The sequence below is a fragment of the Psychrobacter sp. 72-O-c genome (assembly GCF_904846605.1).
GTDB lineage: Bacteria > Pseudomonadota > Gammaproteobacteria > Pseudomonadales > Moraxellaceae > Psychrobacter.
In genome coordinates this window covers 12,390-30,012 of record NZ_CAJHBI010000036.1, presented here as the reverse complement: position 1 = coordinate 30,012, position 17,623 = coordinate 12,390, and the positions used below count along the sequence as shown (strand labels likewise).

Genomic DNA, 17,623 nt, shown 5'->3' with positions numbered 1-17,623 from the left:
TCTTTGAGCATAGTGCGAGGCATAGCGAACGGTATCTTTGTTGTGTGAGAACTCAAAGGTTACTGCTTCGCTATTTTTTTTGCCACTAATTTATTGCTGTTATTTCACCAATGTTCAACAGACCCTAAACTATTTGCTAAAATCATGACTTAATAAAACTACTATTAATCAAGGAAGATTATTATGCTGAAAACCATGTCAAAAAATGGATTAAATGTTGTTGTCGATGGCTTTCATTACTTAGAAGGCCCGCGCTGGTATAAAGATGCCTTGTGGTTCGTCGATTTTTACACGCAAGGGGTTTATCGCGTCAATGAGCAAGGCGTGGCAGAGAAGATTGTCCATATCGATCAGCAGCCCTCTGGCTTAGGCTGGTTGCCTGACGGTCGCATGCTAGTGGTGTCGATGAAAGACCGCAAGGTATTACGACTAGAAAACGATGGTGAACTAGTCGTCCATGCCGATATCTGGGAGCATTGCGGTGGCCATGCTAATGATATGGTAGTCGCCCCCAATGGCAATGCCTATGTCGGCAATTTTGGTTTTGATTTGATGGGTGGTGCGGATCACAAAGATGCTGGACTGGTACTTGTCAAACCAGACGGCAGCTCGCAAGTCGTTGCAGAAGGCTTATCTTTTCCAAATGGGATCGTTATCTCTGCTGATGAGAAGACCCTAATCGTCAACGAGCTGTTTGGCAATAGAATCTCGCAATTTGATATTAGAGAAGACGGAACGCTTGGCGACAGGCGTGACTTTGCAAGCTTTGGTGCGTTAGGTGATGAGCCAAACCTTGGACTGCGTATTGAGCGCGCTAAAATCCTACCGGATGGTCTAGCACTGGATGCTGAAGGTGCCGTTTGGATTGCAGATACCTTGAACCAACGTGCCGTACGTATCGCAGAAGGTGGTGAAATTTTAGAGACTATCGACACCGCCCCTGAGGGTGTCTTTGCGGTTACCCTTGGTGGAGAAGACGGTAAAACGCTCTTTATGTGTGCAGCACCTGACTGGGATGAAGCATCACGTAAGTCTGAAACTAAGGGTCGGATGCTGTCTACAAAAGTGACCGTTGGTCATGCTGGCACACCCTAATTTATAGTACTCATTACCAACGTCTCTAGCCAATTTAGCTATTTAACTTCTTTTAGTAACATCATAGAGAAGCGATAAAGGAATGGTAGGATTTATCACCCGCCACTCCCTTATCGCTACTTATAATTTTGAATATGATCTTAATCGCTAATCTTAATACTCGTCTCTAGTATTTCTCTCTAATACCTAGCTTTAATTTCTAATACTTAGAACTCTTTTATCCACTGCAAACCTCGAATCAAAAACCTACCAAGTACCGAACCGCTTCACCATGACGCTAATGATAACGCGCTACTCTGAGTGATAAAGCCATCTGGCGTTTGCCCGTTGTCCGCTTGCCAGCGTTGGAATGCATTGCGAGTGTTGGTACCGACAATGCCATCAGCCCCTTTGGTATCGTAGCCTGCATTGGTCAAACGCTGTTGTAAACGAGTAACCTGTGAAGTCGATAATGGACGCTCATGGCGTGGCCACGATTTTCGCAGACCACTTTGTCCAGCGATGGCTTTACCCAGTAAGCTGACGCCTAACGCATAGCTTGACGAGTTGTTATATACTTTGATGACGTCGAAGTTCTCACTTAATAATAACGCAGGACCATCTTTACCAGCCGGAAGCCACAACTCCATTGGCGTATTAGCATCTAGAAATACATCCTCTATGGTATCAATACCTAAAGACGCCCATCTAGCCGCTGATTGTTTGCTACCGACGACCGAGTAATCAAATGAGGCTGGCAAAGTGACTTCATAAAACGGCGCAAGACCGCGAACCCAACCTGAATTACTCAGATAGTTAGCAGTAGATGCCAAAGCATCTGAAGTTGACCACGGATTGCGATGGCCATTACCGTCACCGTCCACTCCTTGTTTTAGCCAAGTCTCTGGGATGAATTGAGTCTCTCCCATGCCGCCCGCCCAAGAGCCGTCAAGCTGTGACCAAGACACATCACCACGTTGTAACAGCGTCATTAATGATAATAGCTGGCTCTCGGCAAACTCTTGGCGGCGACCATCATAAGCCAGGCTAGCGAGCGCACTAGGTAAATAGCTATTACCCGTCACGGCTCCGTATGATGACTCCATACCCCAAATCGCAGCAATCACTTCTGCGTTGACGCCATATTGCGACTCTAAACCCGATAAGTATGAACGCTGCTCTGAAAATTTACGCTTACCCGTACTGACCCGCCCATCTGATACAGCAGAATCTGCATATTCCCAAGGCATCTTAGAAAACTCTGGCTGACCTGAGTCTGATGAGATGACTTGTTGATTTAAGTAAGCCGACGCGAGCAGACGCTGGACAGACGAAGCATCATAGCCTGATGACATGGCACGCATAGAGAAGTCTGACTTCCAGTCTGAAAAACTGCTATAGCTCGGCTGCGTTACGGGCTTGGGTATGATGACACTCGGTGCCGGCGCAGGCTTTACTTGAATGGTTTGGGTCTGAGTAATTTGGACATTGCCTTGACGAACCGGCTTGCTAGGCTGCTTGATGACCTGTTGGCTCGTACACCCCACTATCAATAAAGCAGAGATTGAAGCAGGCAGAAAGGCAATATATTGCTTTTTTAACATCATAAAAGGTCTCGGGCATCAATAAGTAAAGTAGCTATATGAAGGGTAACCATATAATAAAAATATAACAATAAGAACCATTAGAGAAATATTATTGAACTTGTCGTATTGAAATTAGCGACCTAACACTGCACGAGGGTCAATAGGATTGCCATTCAAGCGCACTTGAAACTCTAAGCCGACTTGGTTGGTCTGACCTGAGCTGCCCATACTAGCGATACGCTGAGCACGCTGTACCTGATCGCCTTCTTTGACTAGTAACTGACTGTTATGAGCATAGGCAGTGATATAGTTTTCACTGTGACGAATCATGATTAGATTGCCATACTCTGGTAGCCCATTACCCGAATAAAGCACCGTTCCAGCTTGGCTAGCAATAACTGGATCCCCTTCTTTACCGGCGAACCACATGCCCATATTACCTGATGAAGCATCAAAGTTGCGAACCACTTGGTTACGACTGGGATACTCATAACCTGAGGTCGAGTTGGCGGTTACTTCATACGCTGGGCTCGATGGCGCAGGTGAGCTGGTAGAAGGCGGCGTATAAGTTGGACGTGTCGGTACGGGCGTGTTGGCAGCTCTGTTATAATTATCATTGCGTGAAGGTGTTGATGTCCCACCTTGCCATAGCTTAAGCCATTGACCACTATAGATCGTATATTTACTGTCTAAGGCATTGAGCGCACCGACTTGGCGATAGTTTAGATTATAGCGCTCGGCGATTTGACCGACCGTATCACCACGCTTTACAAGATGATAATTAGGAACGCCTTGGGCGTTAGTAGTAATTTTAGGACCCGTTTGGCTGGGTGATTGATAGGTAGGTTTAGTCGCACAACCTATCATTGCCATCGTCGCCACTGTCATAGTACCAACCAAAGCAGCAGTCGCTAGCTGCGAGCCATTAATAAGCTTTTTCATACAAAATTTCCTATTCTTTATGTTACTTACAAGCATTCTATGACTGGGTATGTAGTTTACAAGCTCATATACACCGCCATAGAGTGTCTATTATATCTGCAGCCATTTATATACAGTTATACGGTATACACCGTTGTAGTTGCACAGCCACTTCTAATATTGGTTTACAGTTGGTATCAATTTATAATACGGATCTATAATACCTATTTATTTTATTACCGCATCAAATTGTTACAGCACCACAGCCTTACAGTATCAATGCCGAAAGCTTATCAAGGGTAGTCGTTGGTGTATGATGTAGTCTTACCGGTGACAGACTAATATAACCTGCTGCGACCGCCTGATCGTCAGTATAGACAGATTGAGCCGATAGTACATCAGCAGATTCTGTTGCCGATGGCTTATTTACTAATTAAAAATTCATTTCCGCTCAATATACTCATATTTTACCGTCTGTCTGCTTATGCATTTTACTACCATAAAATTGCTATAATAAGCCTTGAGCATTACAACTTTACTACTTGACGCTATTATTAATATATCTGACTACAGCGGACAGAAATTACTATTGAGTCGTTTTTTTATCACTATTATGATGCTTACTTCTACTATTATGGGCAGTTCTTAATTGTGGGTAAGACATCATTAACGCTCGTTTGAAGTAGCATGGTTAGGACATAATAAATTATCACAAATAACATTGCAGGCGATTATACCTTAGTGTACAGCCATAAATTAAGTCTTACTTATTAATTTACTTAGAACTCTATTACAATGTTATGTCTTATTTCTTGTAATATCCTGTTACAATGAGCAACAACGCCTAACAAGATAAACCTATATTTTTATCCTGACGTAACTTATGACTGGATACTACCGCTATGTTGCTGCAAAGCGCCTACAGGTCACAATACATCTACACATAACGCAATATTTTATGTGACTTTTGTTTTTTTACCCATTACCATATGACCATTAAATAAAGATAAGCGAGTGTGATACTGAATGACAAATCAATCGATATTATCTATGACTTCTATACTAACCAAGACCGCTGCAAAAGTTGGCTTTGCTGGACTCATAACGGCCGTTGCCATGCTGTCTCAAGCAACTAACGCTGCTAGTAATGTAGCCACGACTATACCGCTCGATATGTCTGGCATGAATATAACCAAACATGAAATCGCGGTTATGCAAGTGCTATCAGAGATTTGCCCTCCGATGCTTAATGGCAGACAAAAACAGCGCTTCTATAAGTCCTATAATGTCCAACTTCATGAACTAATGCCGTCTTTAGAAGATCCAAAAGCCGCTATTCAGTACTTGTCAACACAGCAGGATTATCGCCAGATACTACAAGGTATTCGCAGCTGGACGCTTGGCTTTTCTAGACAAGACAATAAACTGTTATGCGAAGACTTAGCGAATGCAGAGTATTCGCAGTAAGCTTAACATCGCACTATTAGGCACTTAGATATAATTAACATGGGCTTAAAAATAAAGAGTAACGGCTTAAATTTTTCAATATGGCTAGTTTTCTAGCTAAGTTCTTTTAGATATTTGTCTAGATAGTTTTGTAGCATAAATAACATAGCTTGCTGTAGCCCTTCTTACAATATTGTGAGCGGCGCAGCAAGCTTTTTTGTGGTATTAAAACACTACTCTATTACACTCGCTACTTTTAAGCATTGAGCAATTCTCTATTCTATTTTTACCAACGCCTTACTTTATCGCATTTATTGTTTCCCCATCGGTTGCCATTTTGCTAAGATAGGGCGTTAATTTTATGTCCATCGCTCAGCCGTAGCTGCCCTCGTTAGTACTCTCTTTCAGAACGCCGTTTTTAAGACTAGGGGTTCAAAAAACTGTATGAGGTTCAGTACTATGTACGAGGCGATAGATGCATTTAGTTTCATGATGTGGTGTAACAATTTATGACAGTAAAGCGTGTAAAACAACAGCTCGTGCAGCTGGTAATCGGTGTGAGTATTTCCATGAGTGCGGTGATGGCGAGCGCTGCCATACAACCGCCTGAGATGGACAATACCGCCTATGTATTAATGGATTATAATACCGGAGAGATCTTAGCGCAAAAGAACGCCAAGCAGCCTCTACCACCAGCGTCACTGACTAAAATGATGACCAGTTATATCATTGAGCAACGCTTAGCTTCTGGTGATCTTAAAGAAGAAGACCAAGTGCTGATGAGTGAAAACGCTTGGTGTCGCGGCAGTAGCAGTCAGTCTTGTATGTATGTACCGGTCAATCAACGCGCAAGCGTCATCGACATGCTGCGCGGTATTATCATTCAGTCTGGTAATGATGCCTCAATGGCTATGGCTGAGCATATCGCCGGTAGTGAATCGTCATTTGCAATCTTGATGAATGAGCAAGCGCAAAAGCTAGGTATGGAAAATACCCACTTCGTAAACTCAACCGGTATGCCCGATGAAGGTCATGAATCATCTGCTTTAGATTTGGCTATACTGGCACGTGCTATCATCAAAAATAGCGGTGACTACTATAGTCTTTATGCGGAAAAAGAGTTTACTTACAACGGCATCACTCAAGGTAACCGCAACGCCCTACTCGCCACCGACGCTACCGTTGATGGTCTAAAAACAGGCCATACCAACGCGGCTGGCTATTGTTTGGTTGCCTCTAGTAATCGTGAAGATATGCGTTTGATTTCTGTCATCATGGGCACAGAGAGTCAGCAAGCGCGTGCTGATCAATCGCGTGAGCTACTCAATTGGGGTTTTGGCCATTTCACTACCGTTACTAAAGCGCCGTCAGGACAGTTCGTTAGCAAGCTACCGGTATGGTTTGGGGAAGCGGACGAAGTAGAGCTGGCAACAGGTGACAATTTACAGATACTCACCAGCAAAACTCAGAAAAACAAAATCACTACGGTTATTGATATTCCTGACAGCATAGAGGCTCCTATCAAAAAGGGTCAACAGATCGGCAAGATGATGGCCGTAATTGATGGCAAAGCTATAGCCTCAGTCCCTATCGTTGCTACCAATGATGTCGAGCAATCAGGATTTATGAGCCGGATGTGGCAACATGTCGTACGCTGGGCGCAAAACTTATTCTAATAAGATAAGGTGCTGTTAGTGATACTGATTGATTGATTACTGAATAAAAAAGACGCCTTGTATTGGGCGTCTTTTTTTAATTTGCCTTTTGTTTATTTTTTACTTGTGAGTGCTACCAGTTTTATAAATTGAAGTATGCGAATTAATGCTTTGATATTTATGTCCATGCCAACCACTCTTTTAGTCGGTCACTTAATACTTTGTTATCACGTATTACGCTGTAGCAGTAGTCTATACCCGCCGCTTTTAACCCATGTTCAAAGCTGTCTAAATAAGATGCTTGGTGCGGTGAATACCAATAAATTAATAAACTACGATGAGCCGTTTCGTACTTACGGATACGCTTTGCTATCGTTTCTGCTTTGTCCGGTAACACATCCTCTGCAAACATCACCACATCCGCTTTTATGGTATTCATCTGATCAAGGACTAACTGTTCATACTGATAACAAGTGACCGTAGCGCCAAGACGCTGTAATTCATCGACCAAAAAACCCATCTCATGATAGTAATAATAGACAATAACCAATCCAGCAAACAAGTGCTGCTGACGAGCTTGGTACTGATTGCGCAGAGGAATGATGATCGTAAATTGGCTGCCTATACCTAGTGTGCTGTCAACCTCAATAGCGGCACCAATCAGCTGTGCCATTTGCTTAACGACTAGCAAGCCTATTCCTGTACCTTCGTATTCACGTGTTTGCGATGAATCCACTTGAAAAAATGGATTAAAAATATCATCTATATAGTCGGAATCGATACCGATACCGGTATCTTTTACGTTAATCTGCCAGCGGTTACTTTCGTTAAAATGAGTCAGTTGTGACTCAATAGTGACTTGCCCTAACGGGGTAAATTTAACGGCATTATCGATCAGTAGAGATAAAACTTGCTGAATTTTTGGCGCGTCGCCTTCAAGTATATAATCAATATGATGAATATTACTGGTCAACTTCAGACCCTTTTTCTTGGCAATAGGCTCATATTCTGCAAGAAGATCCGCAATCAATTGTAGAGGATTAAATTCGCTTAGGTTAATACTGACTTGACCTTTTTCTATCTTATTCAATTGAATAATCTGATCAAGCGTTAGCACTAATTGTTGACTGCCCTTACGAATGATAGCCACTACGTCTTTTTGCTCAGCATTTAAGTACTGATTGTCCAGTAATTGTAAGCCACCAACAATTGCATTTAAGGAGGTTTTAAGCTCATGAGTAATCATACTTTGGAAATTATGGCGCTGCAAATTAAGCGACAAATCCTTATTGTGTAGCTGCTGTTCAAAGTCGGCAAGCGTCTCATAGTCTTGCTTCGTCTGCTGTAGACGAGCAAACAGGTTAATCAAGGCCTGCTTAATTTGTATCAGCTCTTGCAGCTCGAAACGCTGCCGAATGATTGGTAGCTGCTCAAGCTCTGGATTACCATTGATGATGTCACATGCTTCAGCCAGCGCGGCAACGTCTTTAACGGGGCCGCTGAGCTTGCGGAGTATAAACCAGCCCCAAACACTACCCAATGCAATGATGATAAGCCATAAAGGTAAATGACTTCGAAACCAATCCCAACGCAGTTGATTAACGTCTAGAGTGATATTGATATAACCCAATAAAGTATTAGGGTCATCGAAGGCGTTGCTATTTAAGGTACTATTTAGGGTGCTATCTAAAGTCTTATTTAAAGCATTAGTATCAGTTGACCGAATATTGGTCGCCGTTGATTCAGGCTTACTACTTGTTGAGGTCGTTGCCAAAGGCTGGCTAGAGCTTGCGCGTTGTTCGGTATTTTTACTGTTACTGTTACTTTCACTGCCACGAATACTAATATCAGGGTTGGTTACTGAATAATTGAAGCTAACAGTATTCGCAAACAAAGCGTTCTGCCAGTCATCATAAGTTTTATCAATAGTCGATTGATCGAGATTAACGACAGGATAACTGGTTGAATAAAATAAAATACTTTGGATGTTGGGTTCATCATCTAATAAGATGCTGACTTGCTTGGCGACTAAATTAGCCCCATTTTCCGTTGAGGCGCTATTAGTAAGTAGTGCGGCCAATTGCTGGATATGCTGACGCTTTTGCTGATAATGCTGTACCAGCCCATAGGTGCAAGACAATAGAAAAACAGCCAACGCTGCCAACACTATGGCTTGTAGGACAGAGCGACGAATAAGCGCAGGAAAGGTTCGAAACGGATGGTTGTTCATGTCACTCAATTAAGTTAGGGCGACTTTTATTTGTATTACACTTTTTATTTGTATTACATTGTTAGTAGGATAAGGCATGAGAAGTGAAATATCTGTGTATTTTTGATAACATTTTATAATGATGACTACCATCGGCACCATTATAAAACGTTATCAACTCTACTCGAATGTCTGATAAGTTATAAAGAGAATCATAAAGAAGATAGCTTAACGAGGCTTCTTGTCTTTGGTAGTAAACTTTTTCTCTTTAGTAGTGAACTTCTGTGCCCGATTACGCTCGCGCTGACGCAGCTGTTGGGCTTTAGCTTTGGTTGGGGTGTCACTTTTACCAGCATATGGATTTTCGTTGAGCTTAAAAACCACATTGAGCGGGGTGCCTTCAAGCTTAAAGACCTCACGGAATTGGTTCTCAAGGTAGCGCTGATAGCTCTTAGGTAGCGAGCCAGTTTGGTTACCATGAATAACAATAACTGGCGGATTATGACCGCCAATATGCGCATAACGCAGCTTGATACGGCGACCAGCCACAGTCGGTGGTGGGTTTGCAGTAACCGCATCTTGCAGAATTTGGGTCAAACGGTTGGTTGATACTTCAAACATTGAAGACTGATAAGCACGTAGGATTGATGGATATAAGTTGCCCACATTCGTACCATGCAATGCAGATATCATATGAACTTTAACATACGAGATAAAGTTAAAACGGCGATCCATTTCCAACTTAATATAATCTTTTTGATCAGAGCTTAAGCCATCCCATTTGTTAATAGCGACCACTAAGGCGCGACCAGCATCAAGCGCATAACCAATCATATGCAAATCTTGATCTACGATACCTTCTTGAGCATCAATGACAATAATAGTGACATTTGAGTCGTCGATAGCTTGCAAGGTCTTGATAACGGAGAATTTTTCTACTTTCTCATCGATTTTGCCACGGCGACGTACCCCAGCCGTATCAATCAACACATAGTCTTTGCCATTGCGCTGATAAGGAATATAAATACTGTCGCGCGTCGTACCCGGCATATCGAACACCACGACACGGTCTTCACCTAACAGGCGGTTCACTAGCGTTGACTTGCCAACATTTGGACGGCCGATGATGGCGAGCTTTAGGCCATTTGGCTCTTGTATATTGTCTTGCTCTGGCATATCAGCAGTTAGAACTTCAAGCAGATTACCAACACCGCGACCATGACTGGCTGCCATCGGATACGGCTCACCTAAGCCTAATGCATAAAACTCAGCGGGTGCAGAATCATGAACGCCGTCAACCTTATTGGCAACCACATATACTGGTTTGCCCAAGGTGTGCAAGAACTTACCAATTTCGGCATCAGCACCGATCAAGCCTACACGAGCATCGACGACAAAGACGATGATATCCGCTTCATGAATCGCGGTATGCGATTGCTCAGACATATAATCATCAATATAGCCTCTACCATCGTCTGCTTCACCAATACCGCCAGTATCTACGACAATAAATGATTTGCCTTCATATTCAGCGTCACCATATTGACGATCACGAGTCAGGCCTGATAGATCGGCAACCAAGGCCTGCCGACTTTTAGTAAACTGATTAAATAAGGTGGATTTACCGACATTTGGGCGACCAATTAAGGCGACCACTGGCTTGATACTCATGCGCTACTCTCGATGATGTGCAGTGACGGACAATGATAACAGCGAATACGCTGTATATTACCGCAAACTTAAATGAATGATAATGATAATAGAGTTTTAATAAGATAAATAGCTGGCAGTTACTAAACTATTGATTAGTATATCAATTCAATCTAATAGTAGTTGAACAATAAATAATTAACCAGAGTCTAATAAGCGCGGAAGCAAACACCAAATTGACTAAGGGCGCATAGATTACGCGAAACAAAGGTTTTAAACAAGCAATTTACAAAAGGCATTAAACGCTGACCAAGCAGCGTTTATATCCGGTAAAATTAATATTAACTATTAGCGTCAATTAAAATACTATCGCTAATCAAAACAGCATCATTAATTAAAAATATTGACCGATACTGTTTTAATTGAGGTTATGGTAATACAGCGCTTAACGTGCCAGCTGCCAAATAGCCACTTGCCCCGACGTACTTTGGGTCATCAAACGGCTACCTTGTACTTGTAAATTGGTAAGCGCTCCTTTGGTCTCCACACGGCTCACAATGTTACCGGTCGCAGGATTAAATAGATGTACGACGCCATCCAAATCACCGACTGCAATATAATTGCCAATCATGACTGGATTGGTCAGATCGCGATAAGCCAGCGCTTCACTTTCCCACAATGTTTGACCATTGCTGCGATCATAGGCAACGACTTTGCCGTCTAAACTGGTCGCAATCACTTGCTGGTTATTTACTGCAAGCGCTTTCAGACTAGCAAGTTCATTGACAAACATCACCTGCCGCGATGCTAAGTCAATCCCGATCAGTTGACCGCTATAGCTGATGGCAAACAGCTGATTACTATCAACAATAGGCATACCATCGACATCACTCATGCGCTCAACTTCGCTGCTGCCTGTGCCTACTCCAATGCGTCTTGACCATTGAGGCAACCCGCTATCGGTAGTAATGGCATGCAAGCGTCCATCGGCGGTCGCAAGTAAGGCAGTTTTATCATCCAACAAGGTTGGTGCAGCAGCGCCGCGAATGCTGATCGCCGGTACTTGAGTAGCAAACTGCCATACTGACTGACCAGTTTGCAGAGACAAACCATGTAAGAAGCCGTTATTGGCAGACAAAATCACCCGGTTATTGGTAATCAGCGCAGGCGTGAGTACCGAACCTGACAACTGCTGCTGCCAACGTTTCGCGCCAGTAGCACTATCAAATGCTAGTACTTTCCCGCTGCGGGTACTGACGATAGCCGTTTGGCTCAAAGGATCTAATGCGACGCCGCCAGTGATTTGCTCACCAACATTAAGTGACCATAAACGCTGACCCGCCTTATCAAAGCCCGCTAAATCGCCCCCGCGTGATGCAGTTACCATCTGTGTTTTATCATAACCAACTTGCAAGCTAAGCGGGTCTTTTCTGCTGGCTTTTTTATTGCCAACATCAACATTAAAGACTGGCTGTAGCACACTAATGGGCTGTGCAATTTGTACCAGTTTCACAGGATCATTCACAACCGGCTTGATACCACGGTTACAGCCAACGACAGCCGTAGTCATCAACGCCAATACTGCCACATACATGACAGTCGCTTTGATAGTGTTGCCTTTTATAATTTTACTGGAGCGAATAGATCGGGTCATTATATGTTCTCACTACGAATAAATTAACGATTATTAAATGGGCTATCAGTACATAAACCAGCGGTGAATAAAAAGCGGATAGCACCCTAAACCAACACTATATATTAATATGATCCTACTGACTTACTGCGCTATTTTCTGTGCTGCTTAGTTCTCTATATTACCTGAAGAGTCGCTTGGCGCAGTGCCAGCAACGCCATTTTCAGAACTCTCTGTAGTATTCTCAGTTACTAGCGGCTGTTCAGGAGCAACAGAAGCTCGAATAAGGCTGGTTGGCTCGCTAATAGGATCAGGGATGATACCTAAGCCTTCCATTTTCAATGCTAATACTGCACGCGTTTCTTGACGCTTCCGCAGTAGCTCCCAAGCGTTATTATAAGCTCGAATAGCGGCCTTTTCATCGTCTTTTGCCAGATAAATATCGCCTAACAACTCTTGCTGACTGGCTTCAAATGAGCTGGGTATATCGTTGTTAGCTTCAGCCAATGCAGCATCAGCATCACCTGATGCCAGTAAGGTCGACGCATAACGCAAGCGCGTAATGGCCTTTAGACCAGCGTCACCCAAATCGATCGCTAGCGCTTTTTTTAAGGTTTCACCCGCGCCGGCAAAGTCATCACTATCGACTTGCTGACGTGCTTTAATCATTAATGCCTGCCATGCGTATACAGAGTCACCATGAGTACTAACAAGCGCATCGATATTCTTGTTGAGCTGCGTACGACTGTCTACGAGTGCCGTTTGCGCCTCTGCTTCTAAATCTGGGTTTTGCGCTGCTAGACTGACCTCTTCATTAAGCCGTTGAATGTCTGCATATTGGTCAGCAGCGACCGTATCTACCCGCGCATGGTTGTCTTGCCAATATGTCCAGCCAAAGTAGCCGGCTAGCGCCAATAAAATAGCAGTGAGAATATAGCTGCCATATTGCTTAAGCGCTTGCATTGAGTTATCTGCATTCGGCGAACGAGGTGTCTGAGCCATGTTTATTTACCTGATAAAAACTAGAGACTACAATAATGTTATACGCGCTTATTGCTACTAAATATTAATTTTAAACGTTATTTTTATAATCACATATAGTGGTTTCTAAACCTACATACAGTAGGTTTATTTCTGCTAAGAATAGAAGTCTTACCTAGCAGCTGTTAACCATTAATTAACTAACTATCTACGGCTTACTCAAGTCACTGCTGGCTAGAGCGCTCACATGAGAAATTCTCTGCATCTGACAACCAATTTTGCGCGGCTGTCCTTTGCTCACCAGTCTGCATGTCTTTGATGCTGATGGTTTGATCGTCAAGCTCTTGCTGCGCAATAATAACAGTCAGCGCTGCCCCTGATTTATCTGCTTTTTTCATCTGTGCTTTTAGGCTGGTAGCGCTCGCCATTTTAATGCGCAGGTCTGGGCGAGCGTAACGTAAGTTTTGTGCATAGCCGATACCCGCACTATAAACATCAGGATGCGCGACTACAAAAACGTCACAAGCTGATAAATCAGCCAGTGGCGCCACAGCCTCAATGAGCAATAGTAAACGCTCAAGACCCATAGCAAAACCAACGGCAGGCTCAGACTTTACAGGCTTCTTATCCTGCGCGCCGTCACGCGCACCTATAGACTTCACTTCACCAACTAGACCATCATAGCGACCGCCAGCACAAACCGTTGCTTGACTGCCAAGCTTATCGGTCACCCATTCAAAGACGGTTTTATTATAATAATCAAGGCCTCGTACCAGATGCGGGTTCAGCTCATAATCAATACCAAGCGCCGTCAGATAGGCTTGAACTTGTTCAAAATGCGCCACACTCTCCGCACCCAAAAATTCAGCAAGCTTCGGCGCATCAGCCAGTACCGCTTGTGTGCTCGCATCTTTACTATCCAAAATGCGCAGCGGATTGGTCGTTAACCGACGCTTACTGTCATCATCTAACTGATCTTGTTTATCAGTCAAATAAGCAACCAACGCTTCGCGATAGGCATAACGCTCATCAGGCTCGCCTAGACTGTTCAGCTGAAGATGCATCTCATCTTTTAGACCAAGCGCTTGCCACATTAAATGGGTCATAGCGATTAGTTCTGCATCAGCATCCGGTAGCGCACTACCAAAGCTCTCAACACCCAGTTGGTGAAACTGACGATAGCGACCTTTTTGCGGACGCTCATAGCGAAACATAGGACCGATATACCACAACTTTGGGGTGTCACCGCGTAATAGATTATGCTCAATGACTGCTCGTACCGCCCCCGCCGTGCCTTCAGGACGTAAGGCTAATGGCGTTGGTGGATCAGACTTGTCGGTAAAGCTATACATCTCTTTTTCGACAATGTCAGTAGCGCCACCAATAGCCCGAGTAAATAGATCGGTTTGCTCAACGATCGGTAAACGAATATTCTCAAAACCATATCTGCCCAGCACATCGGTTAATATCGCTTCTAATTGCAACCACTTTGCTGCCTGCTCTGGCAAAATATCGTTAAACCCTTTGATAGCTTTGATCATGGTACCGTTATATCCTCAAACGTTAGTGCTGTTAACTTTATTATTGTTGTCTCTGTGATTAACTGAGCGCTATTTTACTCGGATAATTTCGTTTTCACGTGATTTTGCTAGCTCATCAGCATGGGCACGTACCATACCTTCTATTTCATCGACCAGATTGTCCGTATCGATTAAATGGCTTTTTTTGCCCATCCGGTAAACCAAGGATTTGGGCGCCGCGCCTACGATACCAATGTCAGACACTTTGGCCTCACCTGGACCATTAACCTTACAGCCAATCACCGATAGATTCATTGGTTCCCGAATATCTTCTAAGCGAGCCTCTAAAGCCGTCATTACTCTAATCACGTCAAACTCTTGCCGTGAGCAGCTGGGGCAAGCAATAAAATTTACGCCATTGGAGCGGATATTAAGTGACTTTAGAATATCGAAACCAATCTTAATCTCTTCTTCTGGTTCTGCTGCCAGCGAGATACGTATGGTATCGCCAATACCGTCGAGTAATAAGCCACCAAGTGCAATGGCAGACTTAACCGCACCTGTACGGTAAACGCCCGCTTCGGTCACACCCAGATGAAGCGGATTATCAATCTGTGCTGATATTAAGCGATAGGCATCTAAGGTCAAAAACACATTACTGGCTTTGACCGAGACTTTATATTGATCAAAGTTTAGGCGCTCAAGAATGTCAATATGACGCATTGCTGACTCTAGCATGGCCTCACCAGTTGGCTCGGTATATTTGCGCTGAATGTCTTTTTCTAATGAACCGGCATTGACGCCAATACGGATAGGAATATTATGATATTTGGCGCAGGCGACTACCTCGCGCACTTTGGCATCGCTACCAATATTACCCGGGTTAATACGCAAACAATCAGCACCGGCCTCAGCAGCGGCAAGCGCAATTTTATGATCGAAATGAATATCTGCTATCAAGGGTACGCTGACCAATTTGCGAATTTTACCAAGTGCCTCAACCGTATCCATCGTTGGGGTCGATACGCGCATCAAGTCAGCACCCGCCTCGACGCAGCGCTCGATTTGCGCGACGGTCGCCGCCACATCGCAGGTATCGGTATTGGTCATGCTTTGTACGCTAATCGGTGCATCACCACCAATCGCGACATCACCGACGTATATTTTTTTAGTAAGGCGACGGTTAATAGGCGATGACGTTGACATATATGAATCCTTCAATCAGAGCTAAGACATAAAAAACGATGGTAATCTATAATAAGGCAATTTATATTGCTATAGCGTTCTTGAATAAATTAAAGCGTCAACTCAAAACTTGCTTTTTTGTCAGTCGCATATTGATCCAATGCAACCGGTTCTTGGTTAAGCAATAAGCTGGCATTATCGATATTATCAATCTGAATATTAAAGGGTGGAGTGCCTAATAGCTTATAATTACCAGCAGTTTGCAGACCACTCATCAAGCTGCTGCCAGAGGCATCCATGACACTAACGGTAGTAGTATCAGTAAGTTTAACCTCTAAAGAGGTACTGCTCATACTGTCACTACTACCTAAATTCAGCGCGGAGCCGGACGCACCGACCCCACTAGACTGAGTACTAATCGCGGCACCTTGCGCTTGTTCTGCTGCCGACAAACCTTCGGCTACTGGCGTAGGCTCTTGGTTATTATCGTTGGTAGCATTACTCACCATGCGAAATAAAAATATTGCTAACACAATCAGAGCAATCACCGCCCCAATTAGCAGCGGGTTAAAGCGAATGCGATTATGAGTATCACGCTGTAAAGTACCCATTGGGCGCAGTGGTGAAGCAATGTCATTTACTGAGTGGGTTTTTAGCTCGTTCGGATAAGACGCATCGAAGCTGGCCGCTATTTTTATAGGATCTATATCCAAAAACTTAGCGTAATTAATCGCAAAGCCACGGGCAAAAGCCGCTTGTGGTAGCTCAGAGAAGTTTTCACTTTCTAACGCTTGCAAGTGACGCTTTAAAATGAACAGTTCACTTGCCGCGTCATCTAAGCTAACTTGCTTAGTTTTGCGGGCTTGCTGCAGCATGGCACCAAATGATCCCTGAGCGTTAGATTGTTGGTTTGATGATGGGGTGGTCATTTCCATGATGCCTCTGGATTATTAAGCCAATTCTTAAGTTGTTTTGCTTCATCGCTCAGCGGATAAGCAGACAAGAGCTGCTGTGCTAACTGCTGGCGGGTCGTTTTGTTATTTTGGGCGGCAGCAAGTTTGATGCCTTGTAAGAGTAAGCGTGGGCTAACCCCTTGACCTTGCACCAATACTAGAGTCTCATCATAAAGCCGCTGTGCTTGCTGAACACGCTGCTGCTCAAGTAACAAGTCAACCAACTCAATATGGGCAATTAAGCTATTACGATTGCCATCTAATGCGCGCAAGAATGCTTTGGCTGCTGCAGGATGATTATTAAGCTGCAGATAGGTGCGACCTAAGTTTTCAAGGGCGCCAATACGACCTTCATAGCCAAGTGCTGACCCTGCAATCTCAAACTGTGCCGCCGCCTCAGAATAGCGTTTCATCTGGGATAAGTACACGCCATAATTATTGCGCACCTGATCAAAATCTTTATCAAGCGCAATGGCTTTTTTAAAATATTGATCGGCTTTTTCAAGATTCAGACGGCTGCCTTCTTGCTGCAATAAAACGCCCATCATATCATAGGCGGGCGCGTAACGGCTATTAGCAGCAAAAGCTTTTTCTAACTGACGTTGAGCGGTGTCAAGCTCGTTCTTGCGGATATATTGCGCGGCAAGTGACGTGCGAACGCGAGCAATTTCTTGCTTGTCTTTACTTTGGTTGCTGCTTGGCTGGGTTGTCGTTTGATAGCGCGTTCCGCCAGTCAAATCGTTAGTTTGGGTACTTTGGCACCCCGTTAGCAGCAACGCTATTAGCGCACTTCCTAGCACAATTCGCTTC

The 17,623-nt window shown here is 43.9% G+C and carries 13 protein-coding genes; 3 read left to right on the top strand and 10 right to left on the bottom strand.

The features are described from left to right. Positions 1 to 183: 183 nt before the first annotated feature. On the top strand, positions 184 to 1,095 hold the full coding sequence (locus JMX97_RS11710) for an SMP-30/gluconolactonase/LRE family protein (protein WP_265089462.1): 912 nt from the start codon (positions 184 to 186) through the stop codon (positions 1,093 to 1,095). A gap of 266 nt (positions 1,096 to 1,361) precedes the next feature. On the opposite strand, the gene JMX97_RS11705 is transcribed toward JMX97_RS11710, so the two are convergent. Continuing rightward, positions 1,362 to 2,681 (bottom strand): lytic murein transglycosylase, encoded by a 1,320-nt coding sequence (locus JMX97_RS11705; RefSeq protein ID WP_201558333.1) that lies wholly within the window; start codon positions 2,679 to 2,681, stop codon positions 1,362 to 1,364. A gap of 111 nt (positions 2,682 to 2,792) precedes the next feature. Further along, a complete protein-coding gene (locus JMX97_RS11700) occupies positions 2,793 to 3,602 on the bottom strand; it encodes a M23 family metallopeptidase (RefSeq protein WP_201558331.1) in 810 nt (269 codons plus the stop codon). Positions 3,603 to 4,631: 1,029 nt separating this feature from the next. On the opposite strand from JMX97_RS11700, the gene JMX97_RS11695 reads away from it, so the two are divergent. Both JMX97_RS11695 and JMX97_RS11690 read left to right on the top strand, forming a co-directional pair. Next, entirely contained in the window at positions 4,632 to 5,048 is a 417-nt protein-coding gene (locus JMX97_RS11695) for an MCR_0457 family protein (protein ID WP_227671580.1), read from the top strand. Positions 5,049 to 5,536: 488 nt separating this feature from the next. Next, complete coding sequence (locus tag JMX97_RS11690) at positions 5,537 to 6,703, top strand: D-alanyl-D-alanine carboxypeptidase family protein (RefSeq protein ID WP_201558327.1); 1,167 nt, start codon at positions 5,537 to 5,539, stop codon at positions 6,701 to 6,703. Positions 6,704 to 6,860: 157 nt separating this feature from the next. On the opposite strand, the gene JMX97_RS11685 is transcribed toward JMX97_RS11690, so the two are convergent. From JMX97_RS11685 to pilW, 8 genes are all read right to left on the bottom strand, one after another. After that, positions 6,861 to 8,912, bottom strand: coding sequence for a sensor histidine kinase (locus JMX97_RS11685; RefSeq protein WP_201558326.1), 2,052 nt, complete (start codon positions 8,910 to 8,912; stop codon positions 6,861 to 6,863). A gap of 207 nt (positions 8,913 to 9,119) precedes the next feature. Further along, positions 9,120 to 10,562 (bottom strand): ribosome biogenesis GTPase Der, encoded by a 1,443-nt coding sequence (der, locus tag JMX97_RS11680; protein ID WP_201558324.1) that lies wholly within the window; start codon positions 10,560 to 10,562, stop codon positions 9,120 to 9,122. Positions 10,563 to 10,986: 424 nt separating this feature from the next. Next, positions 10,987 to 12,195: an outer membrane protein assembly factor BamB gene (gene bamB / locus JMX97_RS11675; RefSeq protein ID WP_201558321.1), complete on the bottom strand. Its 1,209-nt coding sequence runs from the start codon at positions 12,193 to 12,195 to the stop codon at positions 10,987 to 10,989. 147 nt (positions 12,196 to 12,342) lie between these two features. Beyond that, positions 12,343 to 13,176, bottom strand: coding sequence for a YfgM family protein (locus JMX97_RS11670; protein ID WP_201558320.1), 834 nt, complete (start codon positions 13,174 to 13,176; stop codon positions 12,343 to 12,345). Between the two features lie 203 nt (positions 13,177 to 13,379). Continuing rightward, complete coding sequence (gene hisS, locus JMX97_RS11665) at positions 13,380 to 14,696, bottom strand: histidine--tRNA ligase (protein ID WP_201558318.1); 1,317 nt, start codon at positions 14,694 to 14,696, stop codon at positions 13,380 to 13,382. Between the two features lie 69 nt (positions 14,697 to 14,765). Continuing rightward, positions 14,766 to 15,881 (bottom strand): flavodoxin-dependent (E)-4-hydroxy-3-methylbut-2-enyl-diphosphate synthase, encoded by a 1,116-nt coding sequence (gene ispG / locus JMX97_RS11660; RefSeq protein ID WP_201558316.1) that lies wholly within the window; start codon positions 15,879 to 15,881, stop codon positions 14,766 to 14,768. An 89-nt stretch (positions 15,882 to 15,970) separates the two neighbouring features. Continuing rightward, positions 15,971 to 16,795, bottom strand: coding sequence for a helix-turn-helix domain-containing protein (locus JMX97_RS11655; protein ID WP_320157745.1), 825 nt, complete (start codon positions 16,793 to 16,795; stop codon positions 15,971 to 15,973). Beyond that, entirely contained in the window at positions 16,786 to 17,613 is an 828-nt protein-coding gene (pilW, locus tag JMX97_RS11650) for a type IV pilus biogenesis/stability protein PilW (RefSeq protein WP_227671581.1), read from the bottom strand. The genes JMX97_RS11655 and pilW overlap by 10 nt, the downstream gene beginning before the upstream one ends. Positions 17,614 to 17,623 lie beyond the last annotated feature (10 nt).